The sequence below is a fragment of the Desulfuromonas sp. TF genome (assembly GCF_000472285.1).
Lineage (GTDB): Bacteria > Desulfobacterota > Desulfuromonadia > Desulfuromonadales > ATBO01 > ATBO01.
The window spans coordinates 21,015-44,717 of the sequence record NZ_KI421427.1; the positions used below are offsets into that span (position 1 = coordinate 21,015).

The following is a 23,703-nucleotide window of genomic DNA, read 5'->3' on the forward strand; positions in this document are numbered from 1 at the left end:
CAAATATGACCGAATGGGTCCCCCCGGGATCATTGTGCTCTCAAGCATGATGCCGAACTGATTTTACTTCCTATCGGAGCACCCGCATGGCCACCAGGGAGACATCGTCGTTAAAGGCCTTTGTTCCGGTAAACAGCCTGACCCGGGACAACAGGGTATCGATAATCTCCTGCGGTGAAAGGTCATGGTGCTCTTCAAGCACCTCAGCCAGCCGGCTTTCTCCAAAAAAAGAACCCTCGCTGTTTTCGGCCTCGATGATCCCATCGGTGTAAAGCAACAGAAGATCCCCGGGGTGCAACTGCACCCATCTCTCCTCAAAGTCGACCCGAGGCAAGATCCCGAAAATAAGACCTTCAGCGTCCAGGAATTCCAGGCTCCGGGATTGGGCTCTCCAGATCAAGGGAGGATTGTGCCCGGCATTGGCAAAGGAAAGTTTCCGGATTTCGGTATGGTACTTCAGATAAAACATGGTAATGAAAAGTTCGGCGCGGGTCAGATCCTCGTAGAGGAAGGAATTCAGGGCGGCGGCTGTTTCGGCTGCGCTGTGAAAGCTTTCCAGCCGAGCGTGAATGAAGGTTCGGGTTTCGGTCATGATGAGGGATGCCCCGACATTGTGTCCGGATACATCGGCGATCACCATATCCAGAGACCCGTCGCTTCGGGGGAGAAAGTCATAGTAATCCCCTCCGACCTCTTTGGCCGGAACACAGATTCCCGCCAGGGATATCCCTTCTATTTCCGGTACGGTTGAAGGCAAAAGGCCGCTCTGGATGATCCTTGCAATCTCCAGTTCCCGCTCTTTTTCCCTGGCTTCGATAAGTCTCTCAGTCTGGCTGGCGTTGCGCCAGGCGACGCCGACCTGGCCTGCCATGCTTTGGAAAAGCTCTATGAACTCTTCGGAAAAAATCCCTTTGGCGGACCGGGAGAAAGCCGAAAGCACTCCTACCGGGTCTCCTTCGATGGTGATGGGAGCGTGGGCGAATGCCTTTATTCCTTCGCGGTGGACGAGCATAGCCGGGACGGGTTTCTCCATGAAATCGGTATCGTTGACCACAATGACCGAATTCATCAGAAACGCCTCTCCTACGTAGGAATCCCTATTCAGCTGCCGGTCGGACTCACCGAGGTGCTCTGAACTCATTCCCTTTTGACTTCTCACCGCCAGGACCCCTCGCTCCTGATCCAGCATCCGTATGACGCAGAGGTCGAGCTTGAACTGCTGGCGGAAGAGATGCAGGATATTGTCCAGAATGCTTTGCAGTTCGGCCCTGCCCGCCACCATGCGGGTGATTTCATGCAGCACCCCCAGTTGCTCCCGGCCGGCTTTGCGGCTGATGGTGACGGAGCCGAAAATGTCAAAGACATCCTCCATTTTGCTCCCCCGGGTGGCGAGGTAGTTATCGACGATGATACGAGCCGGAGCCGCGCCGACCGAGCCGGCCAGAGTTTTTTCGGTAAAGCGCTTAAGGTCGGGAAGTTGGAATTCCGACAGGCTTCCCCGCTCATCGATTTCGGCATCGCCGAGATACTCTGCAATGGCTGCACGGGCCTGTTTTTCCCCGATGAATTTGGCCATGAGCTCGACAAACTCCATAACGGTCAGCGTCTTGCTGATCCTCTGGAGGTGCGGGGTTTCCTGCCGGGGGACGAAAATATCAACAAACTTGTCTGCCTGCTCCTTTTCCGCTGCCTCTGCACCGGTGAAAACGGAGAGAATCGAAAAAGCGCCGATGTTGAAGAGAAGGGTCCAGAACAACGAATGGGTCCACATATCGAAACCGTCCAGGCCGAACAATGCCAGGGGTCGGAGCAGTTCCAGCCCGAAAGGACCATGCGCCAGGATATCGTCGGGCATCCACCCGGTGCGTACAAAGGAGGGGATGAGCAGGGTATAAAACCAGACCACGAAGCCGAGGATCAGCCCCATGACAGCCCCCCGGCGGTTGGCCCTCTTCCAGTAAAGGCCGCCGATAAATGAGGGAGCGAACTGGGTTACGGCTACAAAGGAAGCGAGACCGATATTTATCAGCGCATAGGTTTCACCGAAAAACCGGTAGTAAAAAAAGCCCAGAAAAACGACCACCACGATCCCAAGGCGCTTGATGTTGATGAGGATTCCCGAAAGGTCTTTTGCCCCTGTTTTCAGTTTCAGGATAAGCGGCATGACCAGGTGATTGAGGATCATGTTGGAAAGGGCCACGGAAGAAACCATCACCATCCCCGCCGAAGCCGAGAATCCGCCGATGAAAATCAACATGGCCAGGACGGGATGCCCGGTTTCGAGAGGGATGAGGAGGATAAAGTAATCGGCGTAAGTGGTATCGCCCCCGTGGAGGAGGAGACCGCCCAGCGCGACGGGGATGATGAACAGGTTGATCAGAAACATGTAGGCCGGGAATCTCCACATGGCATCGATGATGTGTTCCTCCCGGGTGTTCTCGGTGACCATGATGTGGAACTGACGGGGAAGAAGCATGACACCCATCATGGAGGTGAAGGAGAGGGTGAACCAGGTTGCGTAGTGAGTCGGTTCGGTGCCGAGCCTCAGCAAATGGGTCCGATCGGGAAACACGGCGACAAAGCGGGAGAAGATGTCGGCGGGGCCGTCGAAGAGCCCGAAGGTGACGAAAAGTCCTGCGGCGAACATGGCCGTGAGCTTCACCATGGACTCCACCGCGATTGCAGCCACCAGCCCTTCGTGGCGCTCGGAGGCATCCAGATGCCTGGCGCCGTAGAGCACCCCGAAAAGTCCAAGAAATAGGGCGACGACGATTCCCGTATCGAAAGAGGGTACCGGCGCCTGTAAGGCCCGGACCGGGCCGCCGGCGAGCGCCGTGGTGGAGAGCAATTCGAAAGATCGGGTAACGGCTTTGAGCTGCAGGGCGATGTAAGGGAGGGCTCCGAGCACCGAGAAGATGGTGACGATAGCCCCCAGAAGGACCGACTTGCCGTAGCGGCTGGAAATGAAGTCGGCAATGGTGACAATGTGCTGCTCTTTGCTGACCCGCACTATTTTGCGCAGCAGAAACCACCAGGTAAAGACCATCAGGCTGGAGCCCAGTTGAGGGGCAAGAAAGTCCAGGCCGCTGGTGGCGGCCCGCCCGACGTTGCCATAGAAGGTCCAGGCCGTGAAATAGACGGTCAGGGAAAGGGCGTAGATGTAAGAGTTCGATATGAAGCTTTGCCCTGCCTCCCGTTTTTTGTCGGCATAGAAGGCTACCGAAAACAACAGGCCAAAGTAGAGCAGCGTTATGGTGGCAATGATTGAGACCGGAATCATCCTGGATATTCCCTACCGCACCCTCGGCACTGTCAACCGGCGGCATACTGAAATTGTATTGCTTTCAGGGCATGATGTCGAACGAGCGGCGCGATTTATTCTTGCCCCAGGTCTTGCAAATGCGAGCGGCGGCAGAAGAAGCGTCTCCGAATTCAGAACGATCAAAGGCCACCTTATTCGAGGGTGGCCTTTTTATGCTCTGGAGGCAAGCGACACTCATGCATGATCAGAAAAGGGAAACCCCATCTGCTGATTAGAACTCATTTTCCCCCACCCTGTTGTCTCTTGTGACGACGCTGAAGCCTTGACTGAAAATCAGCCTGCCCAACTTGACCACGCCCCATAAAAACAGAAGAGGGAGGACCATCGTACTCAAGACAAAAACGACGATGAGATCAACAATCCTGTCGATCATTTCCAGTGCCGTCTTCTTAATCGCCTCAAGATTTTCTTTGACGTCCGACATCCCTGCTAGATTGGACATCGATTTCCACCATCTCTCCTTGTCTGAGGATTCTGGAACTCCATTCAGGCGCTGGGACTCCAATTCGGAGATGCTATGTCCCAGCACCTCAATGGACTGATCATGCCGATCTTCCAGAAACGCCACGTACACCTGGTGATTGAGGTACGCCATTGCGGGGACGGCAAACCTCAGCAATATCGCTGAGAACAGCAGAACCCTGCCGAGTTGCGTGAAATTAGCGCGTCGTTCGGCAGAGAGCCACAAACCCGCCAGGAAAGACAGCAGTGCCAACGGCAGAAGAATCTGAACACTCAACATGGGTGTGATCTGAATGAGGAATTTCTGGATCCCGAGCGAGGTCAAACTCACCAGCATGACCCAGGAAAAGCTTTCAACCAGGTCATTGACTGGATCAAGTGCCTGCCCCAGGGCCAACGACACGCCGACGCCGGCCGGTTCCAACTGCAGTTCACTCTCCTGGACTACGGAGACGATCGCGTTAAAAGTCCGTGCCATGACAAAAGCCGTCCCCGCACGCTTCAATCCCTGATCAACGTATTCTGTCGCTGCCGAATCGACAGTACTGAAAAAATGTCTTTCGTAAAGAAGCCTTCTCGAGGCGGGGAAAAGGGTGAGGACGATCAGCACCGCAACTGCCGCCGTCCAGATTGATCTTTTGCGGTTCAGATAAAATGTCACTGATTTACCTCCCCTAACTCCTTCTCCATGGTCCGGATGAGGATCTGGTGCAGGCTGGGCCGCAGTTCGTTGGCCCTGTCCGGTTGCCCTTTCTGCAGGAACATCCGGAATTTCTCGAAGAGTCGGCGGCGTTCGCCGTCCCATCCCGAGGTTACCCCCCTTTTCCCTTCGGTCAGGGTGATGGAGGCCTCTTCCCGGCGGGCATGGGCCCAGTTGCTGGCGCACTGGAAATAGATCAGCGCCCGGTCAAGGAGCACGAACATCAATTGCGGATTGCGCAGGGGGCCGACCTGGATGCGGCAGCCGCCGATTTCCCGCGAAAAGGGGCCGAGATCGACCTTGAGACGCGACAGGGGCCGGGTACCCGTCCAGCCGGCGATCCCCCCGGCCAGACCGGTGCCGACGGTGAAGACGCCAAACGTGATGCCGGCGGCCGCGCCGTCAATGGCGGCGCCCACCGTGGCGCCGGTGGCAGCCAGGGCGATCGTCAACTGCTTGCGCGTAAGCCCCAGCACCTGCCAGGTTTCTTCAGAAAAAAGATCCTGGGCCGCCACCGTCTCGGCGGCGAGATCGGCATTGAACAAATTGTGCAGAAAGCGGCTCTTGAGTTCTCGACGGCAATCGCGTTCGAGGCCGGCGAGCTTGTCCTGAAAAGCGGCGATCAGATTGTCGCGCTGCTGTTTGTGTGCCAGGGAGTCCTCGCCCGGGCTGGTGCCGCTGAGCGAGAGGGTCAGAGCCTTGGTCAACAGCGTGAGCATGGCGTCGGCGCAGGCATCGAGGCGACCGAGCCAGTCTTCCTTGAGAGCCGCGACAACCCGTGCCAGGGGGACGCCCCAGTCCTGTTCGATGTGCTGCAGAGACTGCAGCAGGGCGATACGCTGCAGGAAGGTGGCGCGGTGGGCGTTGAATAGCACGGTGACATTGAAGGTTTTGCCGAAGGCCGCCTTCCACTGCTGAATATAGGCAGTCTCGTCAACCTTCGGGTTGATTACCGCCAGCCGCGGCCGGCCGGTGAGGCGCAGAATCTCCATCTCCGCCTCGTCATTGGGGCGCAGGGGCCGCGAGCCGTCCACCACGTAGACGATTCCGGCGTCTTTTGCCACCGGCCGCAGCAGTTCGCAATCGTCCTTGAAGCGGGGATCGCCCCGGTGGGTGCGGATGAATTCCTCGACCATGCGCTCGGCCGGGCCGCTGAAGTCCCGCATCCAGCGCAGGGTCTGCAGCGGCATCTGAAATCCGGGGGTATCGACGAAGCGCACAAGGGTTTCACCATCGACCGTGATGGCATAGGTGACGCATTGGCGCGTCTCGCCGGGCACGGCGCTGATCGGTACGCTATCGTCTTCCGTCAGGGTGGACACCACCGAAGATTTGCCTTCGTTTGGATGGCCCACCACTGCAAATACAGGCACGTCACTCACTGGCAGACCCTTCCCAGTTGTGAACCCGCAGCCAGGGATCGCCGAGCGCCGCCAGACGACTGCGCCATACGGCGAATTCAAGTTCGGGTGTTGGCTCTCGCCAGCGCTCGCTGTTTTCCCGCCCGACCAGGGCCACTACCAGTAACCGGTCCTTGCCCAGCAGGCGGCGCAGGGCCTTGAGATATTCGAGGGTGGCCGTGATGCAGGGTTGCCAGCCTTCCAGCACCAGTAGTACGGCAGCTTGATCTGACTCCCCGCTCAGAGGTCGGAGCAGGCCGGCGTCCTCCTCCTCATCAAGCTTCACGGGGGCGATCGCCTCGACGGAGGCATTGAATTCCCGCTGAATTTCACTCTGCCAATGCTCCGAAGCGGCTCCCGCGAGGAGCTCTTCGGGCACCAGGGCGCGCAGCCGGGTCATATCCTGTCGGATTTCGTCGGGCAGAATCAGCTCCTGCGCGTGTTCTTCCTCGGATAACCGGTCATCTTTGCCGATCTGTATCTGCGGATGCTGCATGCGGCGGATGAGAGCCTCGCAGCGGACATCCTGGAAGGACAGCCGCCGTCGGGCATGACGGCCGCCGAACAGAGCGGCGCCCAGCAGCAGAAGACGGGGCAGCACCGTGTAGATCACGATGGCCCAAAGAAGAAAATACCACCAGGACTGAAGGTCGGCGCTGGACAGATGCTGCAGCCCTTCCTTGAGATAGACGCGGGAGCCCGCCACCTGTTCGAAGGTGGGATGGGACAGAGGCGGCTCCGCCAGAGCGGCCCAGGGGCGAGCCATCGCCTCGACAAATCGGTGGAGCTGTTCGACAGACAGACGGGTGGTGGTCTGCCAGCTGAAGGCGAGATCGGCGATCCAGCCCCGAAGCAGCACGGTGAGCAGCACGCCCAGGGAAAACCCCAGGGCGGCAAACTGCATCAGACCAAAAGCCAGCCAGCCCATGATGCCGGAATACAATCCGCTACGTCCGCGCAAGTTGCCCCACCCCTGGGCCAGGGCCAGTCGGCTCCGGCCGTTATCGCGATCGCCGAGCAGGGCGCAGGCCAGGCGGCTGAAACGGTTCAGCAGCTCTCCGGCCAGCCAGCCGCCGAAGAGGCCGGAGGGATTGCCCCGCATCGCCAGGCGCCAGACCGGCAGTACGGCAGAAAGGAGCGAAAAGAATAAAGGAAGGGCAACCAGCAGGCCGAGGGCAGTAAACAGATTGATGGGCCGATCCCCGGAATAGCTCAGAACCCCCCAGGCCAAGCCGACACCGAGCAGACCGCCCAGGACAAACAACAGCAGAGTCGTTGTTCGCAGAACAGAGGGCACCCATTCGCTGGGCAGCGGTGCCGTCCGCCCGGTGCGGACCGCTTCGCGTCGCAGATCAAGCCAATGCCGCAGCAGATCGCGACGCGATCTTGGAGCAGTATCTGCCAGCCCGGTCCGATAGATCTCCCGATCTCTGCGGGTCAATATCGCCTCATCGACCTCGGCATCCTGAACGAGAAAATATTCAAGATCGAGCAGATCGGCGATGGCCCAGTCTTTTCCCTTGCGGTTCGGCATGGTTGTGACGTGGAAGTAAGAGGAGAATTCAGCGAAGAAACACATCCGGCGTTCGGCTCGAGACAATATAAATTCTACCTTTTTGGGCGCCATCCGCATCACTCCTCCGAAAAGATACCGGTGAGTTGGTGAAGATCGTACCTTTTTCGTCCGATCGGAGTTCTGCAAATTGAAACCAGGGACTCCTGTGGTAAATGAATATCAAGCAGCGTACAAAGAAGACATGGAGCTCGGTATGGAGAAGGAGAGCGCCATAAGAGACTGGATTCCTCTCATCACCAAACTCGTCTGGCCCGTTTTTATCGTCATCCTGCTACTGGTGTTCAATAAATTACAGTGAACTCCGGAACAGAATCATCGGCGTAAATCACAATACCGCCAACGCTGATGATTCTGTGCGACAAGTACTGGAGAAGATGCAGAAATTCCACCTTGACTCTCTCCCGGTGGTGGATTCGGGCGGAAAATGGTTGTTTTTTGCCAACCGGGAAGAGATTCTCGCTCGCCTCATGACCACCATCATCATTCCAGCCAAGTGAATTCCAGTTCAAAACGCACCGCTGCTATTCTTCCACCCGCATCGCCACGAGGGTGAGATCGTCCTTGAAAGAGCTTCCCCCCGTAAAGCGACGAACACTTTCCAACAGCCTCTCGATGAGTTGCGGCGGCTCCAGGTCCCGATGCTCCCGCAGCAGGACGCAGAGCCGCTCCTCGCCGAAGAAGTTGCCGCCATGGTCTTCGGCCTCGGTGATGCCGTCGGTGTAGAAGAGCAAAACGTCCCCTTGGCGCAGCCGCACCTTCTTCTCCTCAAAATCGACAATGGGCTTGATTCCCAGAATCAGCCCTTCCGCATCCAGCCGCTCGCAGGTGTCGGCAGCTTTTCGCGAGAGGAGAGGAGGATTGTGACCAGCGCTCGCGAAGAAAAGGGCCCTGCTCGGGGCATGGTATTTGGCGTAGAACATGGTGATGAACAACTCGGCCCGGGAGAGGTCCTCGTAGCTGAAGGCGTTGAGGGCGCTCAAAATGGCGCAGGGCCTGGCCAGTTCCTGCGCCCTGGCCCTGATAAACGTACGGGCCTCGGTCATGATGAAGGCGGCGCCGACCGTGTGCCCGGAAACGTCGGCGATGAGCAGATCGACGGAATCGGGCCCGGTGGGGAGAAAATCGTAATAGTCGCCGCCGACCTCCTGAGCCGGAAGACAGGTGCCGGCCAGGGAAATTCCACGGATATCCGGCGTCCGGGTCGGCAGAAGGCCCTGCTGAATATCCCGGGCGATTTCCAGCTCCCGGTCCCGTTCCCTGGCGGCAATGAGCCTTTCGGTCTGGCGGGCATTGCGCCACGCCACTCCGACCTGTCCCGCCAGATTGGCGAAGAGTTCCATGAATTCACCGACAAAGATGCCCTTTACCGACTTGGAAAAGGCCGAAAGCACTCCGATCGTTTTCCCCTCGACGACAATCGGGGCATGGGTGAAAGCCTGGATCCCTTCCCGTCGGACCGCCTGAGCGGAAACCGCCTTGTCGAGAAAGTCGGCGTCGTTGACCACAACAGTCGTCTGGTTGATAAAGCATTCGCCGACATAGGTCTCCATGCTCGGTTTCCGGTCGACAAGACCCAGCCGCTCCGAACCCACCCCCCTCCAGCTGCGCACTGTAAGGGTCGCCCTCTTTTCGTCCAGTATGCGGATCACGCAGAGGTCGAGCCTGAACTGCTGTTGCAGGAGTTCGAGGATGCTGTCAAGAATGCTCTGCAGGTCGCCGCCGCTGGCGACCCGGCGGGCCGCCTCGTGGAGCACTCCGAGCTGTTCGCGCCCCGCACGGTGGCTGATGGTGACCGACCCGAAGATGTCGAATACCTCCTCCATCCGGCTGCCCTTGCTCGCCAGGTAGTTGTCGATGATGATCCGGGCCGGCGCAGCCCCGACCGAACCGGCGAGGGTCTTTTCGGCAAAGCGCTTCAGGCGGGAGAGCTCTCCTTCGCTAAGACTTCCCCTGGCGTCGATCTCCTGATCCTCCAGAAAGTCCGCTATGGTTTCGTGGGTCCGTTTTTCCCCGATGAACTTGGTCATCAGATCGACGAATTCCACTACGGAAGGGGCCTTGGCGATCCGCTGGAGCGTTTCGGGCCTCGCGAGCGGCGCGAACACATCGACGAACCTGTCCGCCTGCTCTTTTTCCGCCTCACTCGGTTCGCTCAGCAGGGAAAAGGCCAGAAAGGAACAGACGTTAAGCAAGAGAGTGCAGAAGAGGACATAGGGAAGCCACGGCAATCCCTCGAGACCGAACAGGGTTGCCGGACGGAGCCAGCTCAGCCCAAAGGGGCCGTTTTGCAAAATGGCGCCTTCGAGCCAGCTCCCTGGGGCCATGGTGGGAAGGACCATCAGGTAGAACCACGTCGACAAACCCAGCAACAAGCCGGCAAAGGCCCCCTTGAGGTTGGCCCGCTTCCAGAACAGGCCGCCCAGCAGAGCAGGGGCGAACTGGGCGGCGCCGACAAAGGAAATGATCCCGATGTTGACCAGAGCCATTTCCCCCGCGACCCGGTAGAAAGCATAGGCCAGAAGGATTACGACGACGATTCCGAGCCGTTTGAGGTTGAGAAGCGTTCCGGAGAAGTCCTCGCCGGGAAGGCGAAGACGCAGGAAGAGGGGCATCAGGAGATGGTTGAGAATAAGGGTCGAGAGGGCCACGGCCGAGACGATCACCATCCCCGTCGAGCCGGAAAAGCCCCCGAGAAAGACCAGAAGGGCCAGCCAGGGGTGGTCCTCCTGGAGGGGGATGAGAATGGGGAAGTACTCGGCCCGGCTGGTATCCCCGCCGCTCAGGATGAGGCCGCCCAGGGCGATGGGCAAAATGAAGAGTTCGATCACGAACATGTAGAGGGGAAACCCCCACATGGCGCTCCTGATATGTTCTTCCTTCGAATTTTCGACGACCGAGAGATGAAAAAGGTGGGGCAGGCAGACGAACGCCATGGCGCAGACGCTCCCCAAGGCGAACCAGGAACTGTAGGAAACCCTTTCGGTGCCGAGAAGGAGAAGTTCCCTGCGTTCGGGGTACTCGGCCAGGAATCGCTGGAAAATGTCGCCAAAACCATCGAAAAGCCCGTACACGAAGAACAGGCCGACCGTCCCCATGACGAAGATCTTCAGCAGCCCCTCGAAAGCGACAGCCGCGACCAGCCCCTCATGCCGGTCGGAAGGGTCGAGACGCCTGGCCCCGAAGAGGATGCTGAAAAGACAGAGCAAGGCGGCAACCATAAAGGTCGAGTCGATCGGCGGCGCGGTGGCCTGGGCGTATGGGCCCTGGTTGGAGCCGATGAGCAGGTTGAAGGTATCCGATATCCCCTTTAGCTGCACGGCGATATAAGGCAGGGTTCCCGCCACGGCTCCCAGCGCCGCCAGTGCCCCGATAGCGGTCGAGTTGCCGTAGCGGCTGGCGATGAAATCGGCGATGCTGACCAGATTTTGATTTTTGCTGATGCGAACCATCTTGCGCAGCAGGAACCACCCGGAGAAAAACACCAGGGTGACGCCGAGATAGATGGCGATATAGTCGATGCCGACTGTCGCCACCCTGCCGACGTTTCCGTAAAAGGTCCAGGAGGTGAACCATACCCCGAAGGAAAGGACATAGACCGCCGGATTCGCGATGATGCTGCGACCGCGCCTGCGCCTGAAGTCGGCGTAAAACGCCACGCAAAAGAGGAGCGCCAGAAAAAGAAAGATGGCCGTGAAGACGGTTTCGACGGTCATGGCCTGTTCCGCCCCTCATCTGCTTTGGGGCTTTCCTCGCCTTCATCCCTGCCCAGGTTGCGGACGATGAGGAAGATGACGACGATGAACAGCAGCCACCCCCCCAGAAGATGGAGAATCACCAGGGGGATGCCGAAAACCGGGGTGGTCCGGTTGAAGGCCAGAACCAGGGGATAGTTGAAGACGAGCAGGAAGAGCAGGGAAACGAGGAGGCACCGTTCCCTGCTCTGGTTGCGCTTTGCTGCTTTCATCGGGCGCTCCTCGCGATGGGCGCATTGTCCAGGCGACGTCTCTTCCCGATAAAAAGTATACACCATGCCATCCTGCTCTCGTTATCGGCTGCAGAGTATGAAAGAGGCCATAAAAATATAAGTTCCTTCCCCTTTTATTTATATTGGTGACCAATTCCAAAAATCTGTATTATGGCCCCGGGAATTGCCCGATAAAGGCCCCCCCGGCTCAACAGGGACAATTATCCATTTCCTTCTGAGGCAAAACAGCCGGCGATCGCCAGGAGCTGGGTAAAAAGATTTTGATCAATTTCCAGGATGTGCGATCCTGACTCCATCCAAAGAACAGAATCCCAGGAAAAATTGCACCCACCCGGAGGGAATGTGAACTTATCGCCCCAGCTGTATTTACTGGACGGGTCCAGTTACATCTACCGCGCCTATTATGGAATCCGGGACCTGGCCACTTCCGGCGGACTACCGACCAACGCCGTCTTCGGTTTCACAAAGATGCTCCTGGGCCTCCTTCAGGAGAACCGCCCCGATTATCTGGCCGTCGTATTCGACCGGCCGAGGGAAGAGACGTTCCGCAGGGAAATCTATCCCGAATACAAGGCCAACCGGGACGCCGTACCCGAGGATCTGGCCTCCCAGATTCCGTACATCAGGAGGATCCTGGAGGCTCTCAACATCCCTGCCCTGGAGGCTCCCGGATTCGAGGCGGACGATGTCATCGCCACCCTGTCCCGCCGGTATGCCGCCGAAGGGATGGAGGTCACGGTCGTCACCGGAGACAAGGATCTGATGCAGATCGTCGGAGACGGGATCGGCCTGCTGGACACCATGAAGGACAAGCGTTCGGGGCCCCGGGATGTCCTCGAGCGCTTCGGCGTCCCTCCGGAGAGGGTGCCCGATGTCCTTGGGCTGGCCGGCGATACGTCGGACAATATCCCGGGAGTTCCCGGAATCGGAGAGAAAACCGCGGCCGAGCTGGTGAATCGGTTCGGCTCCCTCGAACGCGTCCTGGAATGGAAAAACCTGGTCAGCGGAAAGAAACGCCGGGAGAACCTGCAGTCCCATGAAGATCAGGCCCGGCTCTCGAAGACTTTGGCCACTGTCCGCTATGACGTGCCCCTGGAGGTTTCCCTGGCCGCCCTGCGGCGGCGGACGCCGAACCTTCCGGAAGTGATTTCTCTGCTGCGCGAGCTGGAATTCGGGGCTCTGGAGATCGCCTTCACCCCACCGGCACCGGGCGTGGTGGAGATCTACAGCGACGGCTCGGGAAGGGCATCGGGGCCGGGAGGATATGGGGTGGTCCTGCGCTACGGGGAGCATGAAAAAGAGTTGAGCGGTTTTGAGGCCGCGTCCACCTCGCAGCGCATGGAACTTCTGGCGGCGATCAGGGGGCTGGAGGCCCTGACAAACCCGAGTACGGTGCGCCTCTTCAGCGATTCACAGTACCTGGTCCGGGGGATGAGCGAATGGATTCACGGCTGGATCCGCGACGGCCGGCTGGAGACTCCGGACACTCTCGCCAACCAGGACCTCTGGCAGCAGCTGCTTGCCCTTTCCGGCGAACATGAGATCACCTGGAACTGGGTGCGGGGGCATGCGGGGCACCCCTTCAATGAGCGGTGCGACAAGCTGGCAAAGCGGGCGGCGGATGAGGGCATGCGGGAGACGGAGGAGAGATTGCGGAAGGCCGACCGTCCCGGGTCGACCGCGAAGGAAGAGAAGCTCATCCCCTCCCCTGTCGCACCCCGGGAAGATTCGGAATTCGATGCGGATGAGGATGGCCAGCTGCGGCTGTGCTGACCTCTGAGGCATTACTCACAAAACGAGCAAATTGCTGATCCTGCCTCTAAGGGATTTACCTTCATGAAAATACAGAAAGTGACGAAAGAACATCACGCCAAGGTCTACGCCCTGTTGCGCCGCGCCTTTCCCGGGAGTGAATACGAAGCCGGGTTGGTTCAGAAATTCCACGAAAATGGCAGACCCGTCCATGAATGGGTTTGTATTCATACCAATAAAGTCATCGCCTACATCGCCTTTTCCAATGCCTATCACGGCAAGGAGAACTGCGGACTGCACCTGGCGCCCATGGCCGTGGCGCCTGAATTTCAAAAGCAGGGGGTGGGTTCGGAACTGCTCAGATTTGCCTTAAGACAGGAACCGATCAAAAACCGGCCCCTGTTTGTCTTGGGCGAACCCGGCTATTACAAAAGGTTTGGCTTCGAACCATGCAGTTTGCCCGTTTGCCCTTTTGATAAAAACAATTCCCATTTCCTGAGCCTTCGAAACGATACCACCACCCCCTTCATTGTGGGCTACGAACCTGAGTTTAAAACGGCTGTCAATATTCGCCGCTCCCAGGGCAGGAAGCGCCGCTGAGTCGGCCTCCGAACGGAAGCGGATCCAGCCTTGTATTAATGAGCCAACTAGCCGATTAATAGCCGGAAAAAGGGAATAATGTTTGCAAACAATCCCCTCATCCAGTTATTAATAGTGTGGCGATTCTTTAAATCCGCCACCTTGGATGAGGAATTTTATCCTGCCCCTGCAGCGCTGTCCGTGAAAAGGCCTGATCGCCTTCTGAAAAAGGCCACATCTCGCGAGGAGGAATTGAATGTCGCATCCCGATTGCGCCCCCCAAATAAACTCACTGGAATCGTCGAATCTCTTCCACTACTCCGTTCCGAGGATTGTGCCGGCCGAATCTCTTTCTGTTCTCGGCCTCTCCACAGCAAGAGATAAGGGAGATCTCCTTCAGGGGATTGCTCTCTGCCGTGAAGCGATCCGCCGCGCTCCCGAAGACCCCCTCCACTATTTCCATTTAGGCAAGGTCTACCTGCTGGCCCGCAAAAAACACCTGGCGCTTCACACCTTTCGCAAAGGACTAAAATTCGGCGACCATCGTGGCCTGGTCCGCGAGATACAACGCCTCGGCTTCCGCCACCCGCCTGTCTTTCCCGTCCTCGGTCGCAAGCATCCTCTGAACCGATGGGCCGGTATTCTTTTTTCCTATTTGGGATGGCGATAGGGAAGAGGATATGAAGGGGGCCACCTCGCCTGCAACGGGCTCTAACAAGGTGGTGAGTAAACAGAAGCGGGGAAAGGGAAACGGCAAGATCTGATCCACGACGGGAAATCCTGGAAGTCTATCCACTGAAGAACAAATGTCAAAGCCGAGATTGAAAAGGTACTGACTAGCGGCTAGACTTAAGGTTTATGACACCCAACTTTTCTACAGGTTCAATCCCTAGACAGAGAGATCCTCAGCGCCTCGCGAGACAACGCTACGATGTGATGATCATCGGCGGCGGCATCAACGGCGCCGGCATCGCCCGGGACCTGGCGCTGCGGGGACTGAGAGTGGCCCTGGCGGATAAAGGGGACTTCGCTTCTGGAACTTCCAGCGCTTCGACCAAGCTCATCCACGGCGGATTGCGCTACCTGGAACGGTTCGACCTGCGCCTGGTCTTCGAATCGTGCCGGGAGCGGCAGATCCTCCAGTCCATCGCTCCGCACCTGGTGCGTCCTCTTCCTTTCTTCATCCCCGTCTACAAGGACGATCCCCGCTCTCTGCTTACCATCCGCGCCGGAATGACCTTATACGATCTTCTGTCGCTCCTTCGCAATAACCGTAACCACAGCATCCTGTCCGCTGCCGAAGGGCTGGAACGCGAACCCGCCCTTCGGAAGACCGGGCTGCAAGGGGTCGCCCTTTACTGGGACTGCCGCATGGACGATGCCCGCCTCTGCCTGGAAAACATCCAGGCTGCCCGTGAGGCGGGGGCGGAGGTGGTCAACTACCTGGAGGTCACCGGCTTCAGCAAAAAGGGAGAACGGGTCCATGGGGTCCGCTTATGCGACCGTGAAACCGGGGAGGAGCTTGAGGTGGAGGCGGAGGTGGTGGTCAATGCCGCCGGCCCCTGGCTGGACAAGGTCTGCGCCCTGGACGGCGAGGCCGAGCCCAAACTTCGACCGACCCGGGGCACCCACATACTCGTTCCCCGCCTCACCCGGGGGCGGGAAGCCCTGTATCTCACCGCCGGTCGGGACGACCGGCTATTTTTCGTCATCCCCTGGGGAAATCTCTCCCTGATCGGAACCACCGATATCGACGACCGCGGCGACCCCGACACGGTCGCCCCCACCACCGAGGACATCGATTACCTGCTGACTGAGACCGCGCGGCGCCTGCAAACCGCCCCGCTCAGCCGCGGCGACGTCGTCGCCGCTTTCGCCGGGCTCAGGCCGCTGGTGGACGAAACCGGGGCACAGGCGTCCCGCGTCTCGCGCGAGCACAGGATCTTTGAATCGGCAAGTGGTCTGATCTCCATCGGCGGGGGTAAATACACCACTTATCGGGCGGTTGCCTCCGAAACGGCGGCGTTGGTCTGCAGCCGACTGGGCCGGGGCCAGGGGCGCAGCATCACCCACCGCATCCCCCTGCCCGGTGGCGCCACCGGAGATTACGCAGCCTTTGTCCGGCGCTTGCTGCCGGAACTTTCCGGGGAGTACGGCCTGCCACCGGCCCGGCTGGAGAGCCTCCTCCGACAATACGGCTCCCGCACTCATCGGCTACTTGCCCTTCTGAAGGACGATCCCGGCCTCATTCGTCCGGTGGTTGAAGACTCCCCGCTGCTGGCCGTTCAGGTGGTCTATGCCGTCGAAACCGAGTTGGCCCGCACTCCCGAGGATGTGCTCCGCCGCCGCACCCAGTTGGCTCTCGGCACAGGCCGCGGGCTCGATGAACTGGCGGCAGTGGCCGCCCTGATGGCCAGCCGTCTGCAGGTCCCGGCCGAGCGCGCGAATCAATGGCAAAAAGACTACCGAAAGAAATATTCCACCCCATGAAAGGACGTCCCATGGATTTGAAGGTCAAACGAGGAGAACCGCTGAAACAGAAAACCCCTTGTCTTGTGCTCAGTGCCTTGGAGGGCAAGCTTCGCACTCCGCTTCTCAAGGAGCTCGATCAGGTTCTCGATGGCGCGCTCACCCGCGCGGTGAGGGATAAAGAATTTTCCGGCAAACAGAAGGAAACCCTCCTGCTTCATCCGGGCAAGCGCCTGCCGGCCGAGAGAGTGCTGCTGGTAGGGCTGGGAAAGGAAAAAGGCGCCGGACTGGAGCGGTTGCGGCAAGCCGCAGGGACGGCGGCGAACTTCCTTCAGAACCGCAAGGTCACCTCCTTCGTTTTCGATCTCCCCTCCCTGCCGCTGCGGCGTATCAGCCCTCAGGATCTGGCTCACGGGATCACCGAGGGAATCACCCTGGCTTCGTATCGTTTCGACCGCTACCGGACGGAAAAAAGAGAAGAGCTTCCGCCCCAGCTTCAGGAGAGCTGGCTTCTGGTCGATAAACAGGCTCAGGTCAATGACATGGAACAGGGCATCGCCCGGGCTCTCGCCATCTGCCGGGGGGTCATGCTCGCCAGGGACCTGGTGAACATGCCCGGGAATGTCAAATCTCCCGATTTTCTCGCTCAGCAGGCTCGGGCCATCGCAGAGGAAACGGGCCTCAAGTGCACGGTCCTGGAGCAGAAGGAGCTGGAGGAGGAAGGTCTCGGCGCCATGCTCGGCGTGGCCCAGGGAAGCGTCAGGGAACCCCGGCTCATTATTCTTGAATACCGCGGCGGCAACAGTGATGCCCGCCCAGTGGCGCTTATCGGCAAGGGGGTGGTCTTCGATGCCGGGGGGATTTCCCTGAAACCCGCAGAAAAGATGGATGAAATGAAGATGGACATGGGTGGTGGGGCCACCGTCCTGGGCACCATGCTTGCCGCCAGTCTTCTCAAGCTTCCGGTCAACCTGGTGGGGATCGTTCCCGCCGTGGAAAACCTCCCCTCCGGCAGCGCCATCCGTCCCGGCGACATCCTGACCTCGCTCTCCGGCCGAACGATAGAAGTTCTCAATACGGATGCCGAAGGACGCCTCATCCTGGCCGACGCACTGACCTACGCCAAGCGATTTGATCCGAGGGTCGCCATCGACCTGGCCACGCTCACCGGCGCCTGCGTCATCGCCCTTGGCCACCACGCCACCGCCATCCTGGGAAATCATGAAGGCCTTATCCGGCAGTTGATCAGCGCCGGAGAACAAACGGGCGAACGCCTCTGGCAACTGCCTTTGTGGGAGGATTATGCCGCCCAGATCAAAAGCGACATCGCCGATCTCAAAAACATCGGGGGTCGTCCCGCGGGAACCATTACAGCCGCCGCCTTCCTGCAAAAGTTCGCCGAGGAGTTTACCTGGGCTCACCTCGACATCGCCGGAACGGCCTGGGAGGAAAAGGGGCGGCCCTACACACCGAAGGGCGGTACGGGAGTGGGGGTACGGCTGCTGGTTCATTACCTGAGGCAAAGCATGCCCCCGAGGAGCTGACCGGGCAGCTATTTCCCGACCAAGCACCCGGTAATGCACTCGCCAAAACTCAGAGGATGGCCCTGCTACAAGGCCTTGTGGTTTTTCAGGGGCGAAGGCGTGCATATGGTATATCGAGGCCGGGAAAAACGAGTTGGGCGGACTTTTTGCGACGCCATCACCCTTGACATGTTCTTCTTCCATGATAAATTACAACGAATTAACCCTTTTCAAGAGGAGTCTTCTTGCTAAGGTACTGCGCATGGTGCGGCGAATACCAGGGCGCGACCACGGGGGAAGGGCACCAGATTCGTAAAAATGTCTGTGAAATCGACACGGCGACGATCTGCCCCTCCTGCATGACGGACCTTGTAGGTGAGGTCGTCGAAGAACCGGTCCTCCAGTCCTAGCCGCTCAGAAACATGCATTTGTACTGTTACAGAACCGGGTGAGACCCGGCGGGGGACGTCTCACCAAAAAAAATGGGGTTGCCTCTTCCTTTGAATCTAAATTTCGATATGAATTTTTTAACTGGATACGGTTGATTTTTTCTCATCAGCCGATAAAGTTTTCTAGTCGGAGTTTTCCCGAAGACATTCGGGAGTGGGGTAAGCTATCCAAATCACAGGAGAGTATGGAGATGGAAAAGGGTACGGTTAAATGGTTCAATGACGCAAAGGGTTTCGGATTCATCGAGCAGGAGGGAGGACCGGACGTTTTCGTTCACTTCTCCGCCATAGAAATGGACGGGTTCAAAACCCTGGCCCAGGGAGACCCTGTTTCCTTTACGGTCATCCAGGGTCCCAAGGGTCCACAGGCTCAGAACGTATCGCGGGCATGAATCAACACATGCAGCCCCATCGGTGCCCAGAAGAGCCCCTCTCTTTAGCGGGGCTCTTTTTCAGCACAAAAATCTATTCTGACTGAAATTTAATGCTTGATTTTTTACATTTACGCATGCTATAGGTTCGGCAAGTTCCGGTAAAGTTTGGGTCACCTCGAACCGCAGAGACCCCGATGGGCTATGCGGTTTTTGTATAGGATGCGGCAACCGGAGCAAACATTTTCCAGACCGGCTTGACCGGAAAGCAAAAGGAGCAAGGGGAAAAATGGCAGAAGGCACTGTTAAATGGTTCAACGACGCCAAGGGATTCGGTTTCATCCAGCAGGACGATGGTCCCGATGTTTTCGTTCACTTCTCGGCAATAAGCGGCGAAGGTTTCAAATCCCTGGCCGAAGGCGACCGGGTCAGCTTCGAGGTTTCCCAGGGGCAGAAAGGCCCCCAGGCATCGAACGTGCGCAAGCTGTAAACCCAGAAGTTCAAGGTTCGATCAATTTCAAAAAGCTCCGCGGCGTGCCGCGGAGCTTTTTTTTGCGCCACCAGGGATGTTCACCTTTGCGGGATACTTCCGAACATGGCTCCCTCCGCCGCTGACCGGCTTGGTCGGCTTTGGTCTTGACAACCCGACCTCCCGTTGCTAACGTACTTTTTTGGTGAACGTGTGCTGATTTTACTCATTATCCCGCTCCCGCGAGACGCCAAACTTCGATGAAGGTGCTGGTTTCCGATAAATTTTCCTCCGAGGGCCTCAAGGTTTTCGAAGAGGCTCCAGGGATCGAAGTGGATTACCGGCCGGGCCTTTCCGTTCGGGATCTCCTCGAGGCCGTCGCCGATGCGGACGCGCTGGTTGTCAGAGGAGGGACCCTGATCACGGAGGAAGTCTTCAAGGCGGCCGAGAAACTGAAAGTCGTGGGCCGAGCCGGAATCGGGGTGGAAAACATGGACCTGGCCGCCGCCAACCGCAAGGGGGTGGTCATCATGAACACTCCTTTCGGCAGCACCACGACCACCGCCGAACATACGATCGCCATGCTGATGGCCCTGGCCCGGCAGATTCCGGCGGCCAGCCAATCGACGAAAAGCGGCCGATGGGAAAAAGATCGCTTTCTCGGGGTGGAGATTGCAGGCAAAACCTTTGGCGTCATCGGCGCAGGCAAAATCGGACGCCTGGTTGTGGAAAGGGCGATCGGTCTCAGAATGCGGCCCATCGTCTTCGACCCCTACCTTGCAGAGGATGTCGTACGTCAGATGGGGGCCGAGCAGGTTGAATTCGACGAACTCCTGAATCGAGCCGACTTCCTTTCCCTGCACATTCCCCGCAATCACGAAACGGAAGCCCTGCTGAACGAGGAGGCCTTCGATAAGATCAAACCCGGCTGCCGCGTCATCAACTGCGCCATGGGAGGGCTGATCGACGAGGCCGCTCTCGCCCGAGCCCTGGCGGACGGCAGGGTGGCCGGCGCCGCTTTGGACGTTTATGCCAAGGAGCCGCCGGAGAAGGACAATCCTCTTCTATCCATGGAGCAGGTCATCTGCACTCCGCACCTCCGCGCGGCGACGGTGGACGCCCAGGTCAATGTCACCGTCCAGGTGGCTCATCAGATCGTCGACTTTCTGCAGAGAGGCGTGATCACTAACGCTCTCAACGTCCCTTCGATCAGCGCCGAACTGCTCGCCTCCATCCGCCCCTACCTGGAGCTTGCCGAACGGCTCGGATCCTTCCTGACCCAGCTTTCCCCCCGAGGCCTGCAGAGCATTACGGTGGAATACGCCGGCAGCGTGACCGAGCACCCGACCGAACCGCTGACTCTGGGTCTGCTCAAGGGCCTCCTTACCCCTATTGTCGGTTCCATGGTCAACTATGTGAACGCTCCCCACCTTGCCAGGGAGCGGGGCATCCATGTGCTTGAAACCCGGAGCAACACGGCCGAGGGTTTCTCCAATCTGATCCGCCTTACGGTGCAGGGAAGCGGGGGAAAAAGATCGGTGAGCGGCGCCCTTTTCGGACAGGACGATTACCGCATCGTGAGGGTGGACGGCTATCAGGTCGAAGCGGTCCCCCACGGTCACATCCTTGTGCTGCACAACGACGACCGGCCGGGGGTCATCGGCTTTATCGGACAGATACTTGCCGAGGCCAAAATCAATATCGCCATGATGAACCTGTCGCGCCACAAGATCGAAGGTAAAGCCGTGTCTCTGATCAATGTGGACAGCAAGATCCCTGAAAAAACCCTCGATGCCATACGGGCGAACGAGCACATCCTCTCGGCCGTTCAGACCAGGCTCTAAACCCTTCCATCAAGACCGTGCAGAAAACGGATCCGGAAAGGACCGGATGAAGTGATGACGATAACCAATGCCGCCCCCGAAGCCATGCTCCCCAAAGGGGTCAAGGATTTCCTCCCCCTCAAGGCGGCCAAAATCGAGTATCTGAAGCAGACCCTCCGAGGCGTCTTCTCCCAATGGGGATTTCGCCCGGTCATTCCGCCCTCACTCGAATACCTGCACGTTCTGGAAATAGGATTGGGCGAAGGGCTGCGGGAGAAAACCCTGCGCTTCGACGATCGCCAGAGCGGCAGGTTGGTCGCCTTCCCCCCCGATATCACCCCCCAGGTGGCACGTATCGTCGCCACCCGGATGCGGGAGGCTCCCCTCCCCCTTCGCCTCTGCTACACCGGAAAGGTGCTGCGGCATGTCGAGCAGCAGACCGGCAAGGACCGGGAGATTTTTCAGGCGGGAGTTGAACTGATCGGCCTGGAAAGTCCGGAGGCGGATGCCGAAATGATCGCCATGGCGGTGGAAAGCCTCAAAGCCCTGGGTGCTCGGGAGTTCACCGTCGACATCGGACAGGTGGAATTTTTCCGTGGGGTGATGGCCGACCTCCCCCTTTCCGGCGCCCTGGCGCGACAGGTGCAGGAAGCCATTGCCCGCAAAGACAGCTCTGAGCTAAAATCCCTGTTGGCCGAAGCCCCGGTGAGCGACCGGGCCCGTGAGGAAATCCTGGCGCTGCCCAGGCTTTTCGGGGGCCGCGAAGTTCTGGAGCGGGCCGAACGGGCCGTCACCAACGATCGTTCCCGCCGTGCCCTTGAAAACCTCTCCCGAGTCCTGAAGACCCTTGAGGTGTACGGAGTCGAGGAGCATGTCACCTTCGACCTGGGCGAACTGCGAGGCCTGGATTACCATACGGGGGTCACATTTCAGGGCTTTCTCACCGGCATGGGCCGAGCCGTCTGCTTCGGCGGCCGTTACGACAATCTGACCGCCCGCTACGGATATCCGGCCCCGGCAACCGGCTTTGCCTTCGACCTGCAGAGCCTCCTTTTCGCTCTGGACAGGGAACTCGACGAGGTGGCCATCCACCGTACGGATGTTTTGATTTTTCAGTCCGAGGCCGACAAACAACCGGCCCAGAGGATTGCCCGCGAGCTGAGGTCGCGAGGCTACTCCGCCGCCCGGGACATCATCTCCCGAGGCCTGGAACAGACCCTTGAATACGCCGGCAGAACGAATTTCCGCTTTGTCATGATCATTGGGGACGGGGAGGAGGATATTCTGCTTATCCGCCTCGCCGACGGCTGCGAAAAACGCCTCCCCTACAAGGCAATCTTCGCAGAAGATTTTGCCCTGCAAACCGACTAGGAGAAGCAACTATATGGCCAATGTAATCATCGTAGGCGCCCAGTGGGGCGACGAAGGGAAGGGAAAAGTCGTTGACATCTACACTGAATACGCCAACGACGTCGTCCGCTACCAGGGAGGCAACAACGCCGGACACACCCTGGTGGTCGGAAACGAAAAGACCATCCTGCATCTCATACCTTCGGGCATCCTGCACGAGGGAAAGCGCTGCGTCATCGGCAACGGCGTCGTCCTCGACCCCAAGGTGTTTCTCCAGGAAATCGAAGGACTGAAGAAAAAAGGTTATCTCAAGGATGACGCCCAACTGGTGGTCGACCGCAACGTTCACATCATCATGCCCTACCACAAGGCCATCGACATCGCCCGGGAGAAAAATTCCGGCGATCGCAAGATCGGCACCACCGGACGGGGAATCGGTCCTACCTACGAAGACAAGATCGGCCGCCGCGGCATTCGCCTGATCGACCTGGTCAACCCCCAGACCTTTGCACGCAAGGTGAAGGAGCAGCTTCCCGAGAAGAACTTCATTCTCGAGAAACTGCTCGGCGAAGCTCCCCTCTCCGAAGAGGCGATTCTGGACGAGTACAATGAGTATGCCCGCGCCCTAGTGAAATATCTCGGCAACGCTTCGGTGATCCTCAACAAGAGCATCGAGGCCAGGCACAACGTACTCTTCGAAGGCGCCCAGGGGAGTCTGCTCGACGTCGACCACGGAACCTATCCCTACGTCACTTCCTCCTCCACGGTGGCCGGAGGCGCCTGCACCGGCACCGGCGTAGGGCCGCGCTTCATCGACGAGGTGATCGGCATCTCCAAGGCCTACGTCACCCGGGTCGGCGAAGGCCCCTTCCCTACGGAACTCAACGATGAAATGGGCGAGCATCTGCGCCAGGCGGGCCAGGAATTCGGCTCTACCACCGGCCGCCCCCGCCGCACCGGCTGGTTTGACGCCGTCGCCCTTCGCGAGGCGGTGCGCACCAACGGTATGACCGGTCTGGCCATCACAAAGATGGATGTACTCAACGATCTTGACACCATCAAGATTTGCACCGCCTATTCCTACCGAGGCGAGCTCCTCGAGGAATTTCCCCAGGACCTCGAAATCCTCAAGGAAAGCAAACCCGTCTACGAAGAGATCGATGGCTGGAAGACGAATATCTCCGGGGCGACCACCCTCGGCGAACTCCCGGCGACGGCCCGCAGTTATCTACAGAAACTCGAGGAGGTTACCGGCTGCCCCGTGGTCTTGGTTTCCGTCGGAGCACGGCGCGATCAGACCATTCAGGTGAAGAATCCTTTTGAAAAAGGCTAAATTTTAAACGCGTTACCCGGTCGCCCCCCGTTGCAAAAACTGAAAAAAGGGGGTTGACTTGCGCGGCGGATTCCAGTATAAATTGCAACTCGTTGAGCCGGTAGCTCAGTTGGTAGAGCATCTGACTTTTAATCAGATGG

18 protein-coding genes are annotated in these 23,703 nt (G+C 58.6%); 12 read left to right on the forward strand and 6 right to left on the reverse strand.

Annotated elements, in window-relative coordinates:
* Positions 1–70 precede the first annotated feature (70 nt).
* The 4 genes from DTF_RS0119275 to DTF_RS0119290 form a co-directional block, all read right to left on the reverse strand.
* Positions 71–3,280 (reverse strand): SpoIIE family protein phosphatase, encoded by a 3,210-nt coding sequence (locus tag DTF_RS0119275; RefSeq protein WP_027716642.1) that lies wholly within the window; start codon positions 3,278–3,280, stop codon positions 71–73.
* A gap of 253 nt (positions 3,281–3,533) precedes the next feature.
* Positions 3,534–4,445 carry a hypothetical protein gene (locus DTF_RS24665; protein WP_051361491.1) on the reverse strand — a complete coding sequence of 304 codons (912 nt, stop codon included), beginning with the start codon at positions 4,443–4,445 and terminating at the stop codon, positions 3,534–3,536.
* Entirely contained in the window at positions 4,442–5,866 is a 1,425-nt protein-coding gene (locus tag DTF_RS0119285) for a DUF3482 domain-containing protein (RefSeq protein ID WP_035058299.1), read from the reverse strand. The genes DTF_RS24665 and DTF_RS0119285 overlap by 4 nt, the downstream gene beginning before the upstream one ends.
* Positions 5,859–7,511: a DUF2868 domain-containing protein gene (locus tag DTF_RS0119290; RefSeq protein ID WP_027716644.1), complete on the reverse strand. Its 1,653-nt coding sequence runs from the start codon at positions 7,509–7,511 to the stop codon at positions 5,859–5,861. The genes DTF_RS0119285 and DTF_RS0119290 overlap by 8 nt, the downstream gene beginning before the upstream one ends.
* A 263-nt stretch (positions 7,512–7,774) precedes the next feature.
* Here DTF_RS0119290 and DTF_RS27625 point away from each other — a divergent pair, with 263 nt between their 5' ends.
* Positions 7,775–7,957, forward strand: a complete 183-nt coding sequence (locus tag DTF_RS27625) for a CBS domain-containing protein (RefSeq protein WP_369798633.1) — start codon at positions 7,775–7,777, stop codon at positions 7,955–7,957.
* Between the two features lie 24 nt (positions 7,958–7,981).
* On the opposite strand, the gene DTF_RS0119305 is transcribed toward DTF_RS27625, so the two are convergent.
* Complete coding sequence (locus DTF_RS0119305; protein WP_027716645.1) at positions 7,982–11,173, reverse strand: SpoIIE family protein phosphatase; 3,192 nt, start codon at positions 11,171–11,173, stop codon at positions 7,982–7,984.
* Positions 11,170–11,424, reverse strand: a complete 255-nt coding sequence (locus DTF_RS24670; protein WP_051361493.1) for a hypothetical protein — start codon at positions 11,422–11,424, stop codon at positions 11,170–11,172. The genes DTF_RS0119305 and DTF_RS24670 overlap by 4 nt, the downstream gene beginning before the upstream one ends.
* A gap of 363 nt (positions 11,425–11,787) precedes the next feature.
* Here DTF_RS24670 and rnhA point away from each other — a divergent pair, with 363 nt between their 5' ends.
* The 11 genes from rnhA to DTF_RS0119365 all read left to right on the forward strand — a co-directional run bounded on the left by rnhA (position 11,788) and on the right by DTF_RS0119365 (position 23,563).
* Positions 11,788–13,218 carry a ribonuclease HI gene (gene rnhA / locus DTF_RS0119315; protein WP_027716646.1) on the forward strand — a complete coding sequence of 477 codons (1,431 nt, stop codon included), beginning with the start codon at positions 11,788–11,790 and terminating at the stop codon, positions 13,216–13,218.
* A 63-nt stretch (positions 13,219–13,281) separates the two neighbouring features.
* Positions 13,282–13,797, forward strand: coding sequence for a GNAT family N-acetyltransferase (locus DTF_RS0119320; RefSeq protein WP_027716647.1), 516 nt, complete (start codon positions 13,282–13,284; stop codon positions 13,795–13,797).
* 235 nt (positions 13,798–14,032) lie between these two features.
* Positions 14,033–14,446 carry a M48 family metallopeptidase gene (locus DTF_RS25845; RefSeq protein ID WP_051361494.1) on the forward strand — a complete coding sequence of 138 codons (414 nt, stop codon included), beginning with the start codon at positions 14,033–14,035 and terminating at the stop codon, positions 14,444–14,446.
* Positions 14,447–14,634: 188 nt separating this feature from the next.
* The gene (gene glpD, locus DTF_RS24680; RefSeq protein ID WP_081703109.1) at positions 14,635–16,266 is read left to right on the forward strand and encodes a glycerol-3-phosphate dehydrogenase; all 1,632 of its coding nucleotides are present in this window, start codon (positions 14,635–14,637) and stop codon (positions 16,264–16,266) included.
* A gap of 11 nt (positions 16,267–16,277) precedes the next feature.
* The gene (locus DTF_RS0119335; protein WP_027716648.1) at positions 16,278–17,789 is read left to right on the forward strand and encodes a leucyl aminopeptidase; all 1,512 of its coding nucleotides are present in this window, start codon (positions 16,278–16,280) and stop codon (positions 17,787–17,789) included.
* 224 nt (positions 17,790–18,013) lie between these two features.
* Positions 18,014–18,178 carry a hypothetical protein gene (locus DTF_RS26750; protein WP_155890884.1) on the forward strand — a complete coding sequence of 55 codons (165 nt, stop codon included), beginning with the start codon at positions 18,014–18,016 and terminating at the stop codon, positions 18,176–18,178.
* A gap of 230 nt (positions 18,179–18,408) precedes the next feature.
* A complete protein-coding gene (locus tag DTF_RS0119345) occupies positions 18,409–18,609 on the forward strand; it encodes a cold-shock protein (RefSeq protein WP_027716649.1) in 201 nt (66 codons plus the stop codon).
* 268 nt (positions 18,610–18,877) lie between these two features.
* Positions 18,878–19,078 carry a cold-shock protein gene (locus DTF_RS0119350; RefSeq protein WP_027716650.1) on the forward strand — a complete coding sequence of 67 codons (201 nt, stop codon included), beginning with the start codon at positions 18,878–18,880 and terminating at the stop codon, positions 19,076–19,078.
* A 239-nt stretch (positions 19,079–19,317) separates the two neighbouring features.
* A complete protein-coding gene (gene serA, locus DTF_RS0119355; protein WP_027716651.1) occupies positions 19,318–20,901 on the forward strand; it encodes a phosphoglycerate dehydrogenase in 1,584 nt (527 codons plus the stop codon).
* Between the two features lie 60 nt (positions 20,902–20,961).
* Positions 20,962–22,251, forward strand: coding sequence for an ATP phosphoribosyltransferase regulatory subunit (locus tag DTF_RS0119360; RefSeq protein ID WP_027716652.1), 1,290 nt, complete (start codon positions 20,962–20,964; stop codon positions 22,249–22,251).
* Positions 22,252–22,264: 13 nt separating this feature from the next.
* On the forward strand, positions 22,265–23,563 hold the full coding sequence (locus tag DTF_RS0119365; protein WP_027716653.1) for an adenylosuccinate synthase: 1,299 nt from the start codon (positions 22,265–22,267) through the stop codon (positions 23,561–23,563).
* Positions 23,564–23,703 lie beyond the last annotated feature (140 nt).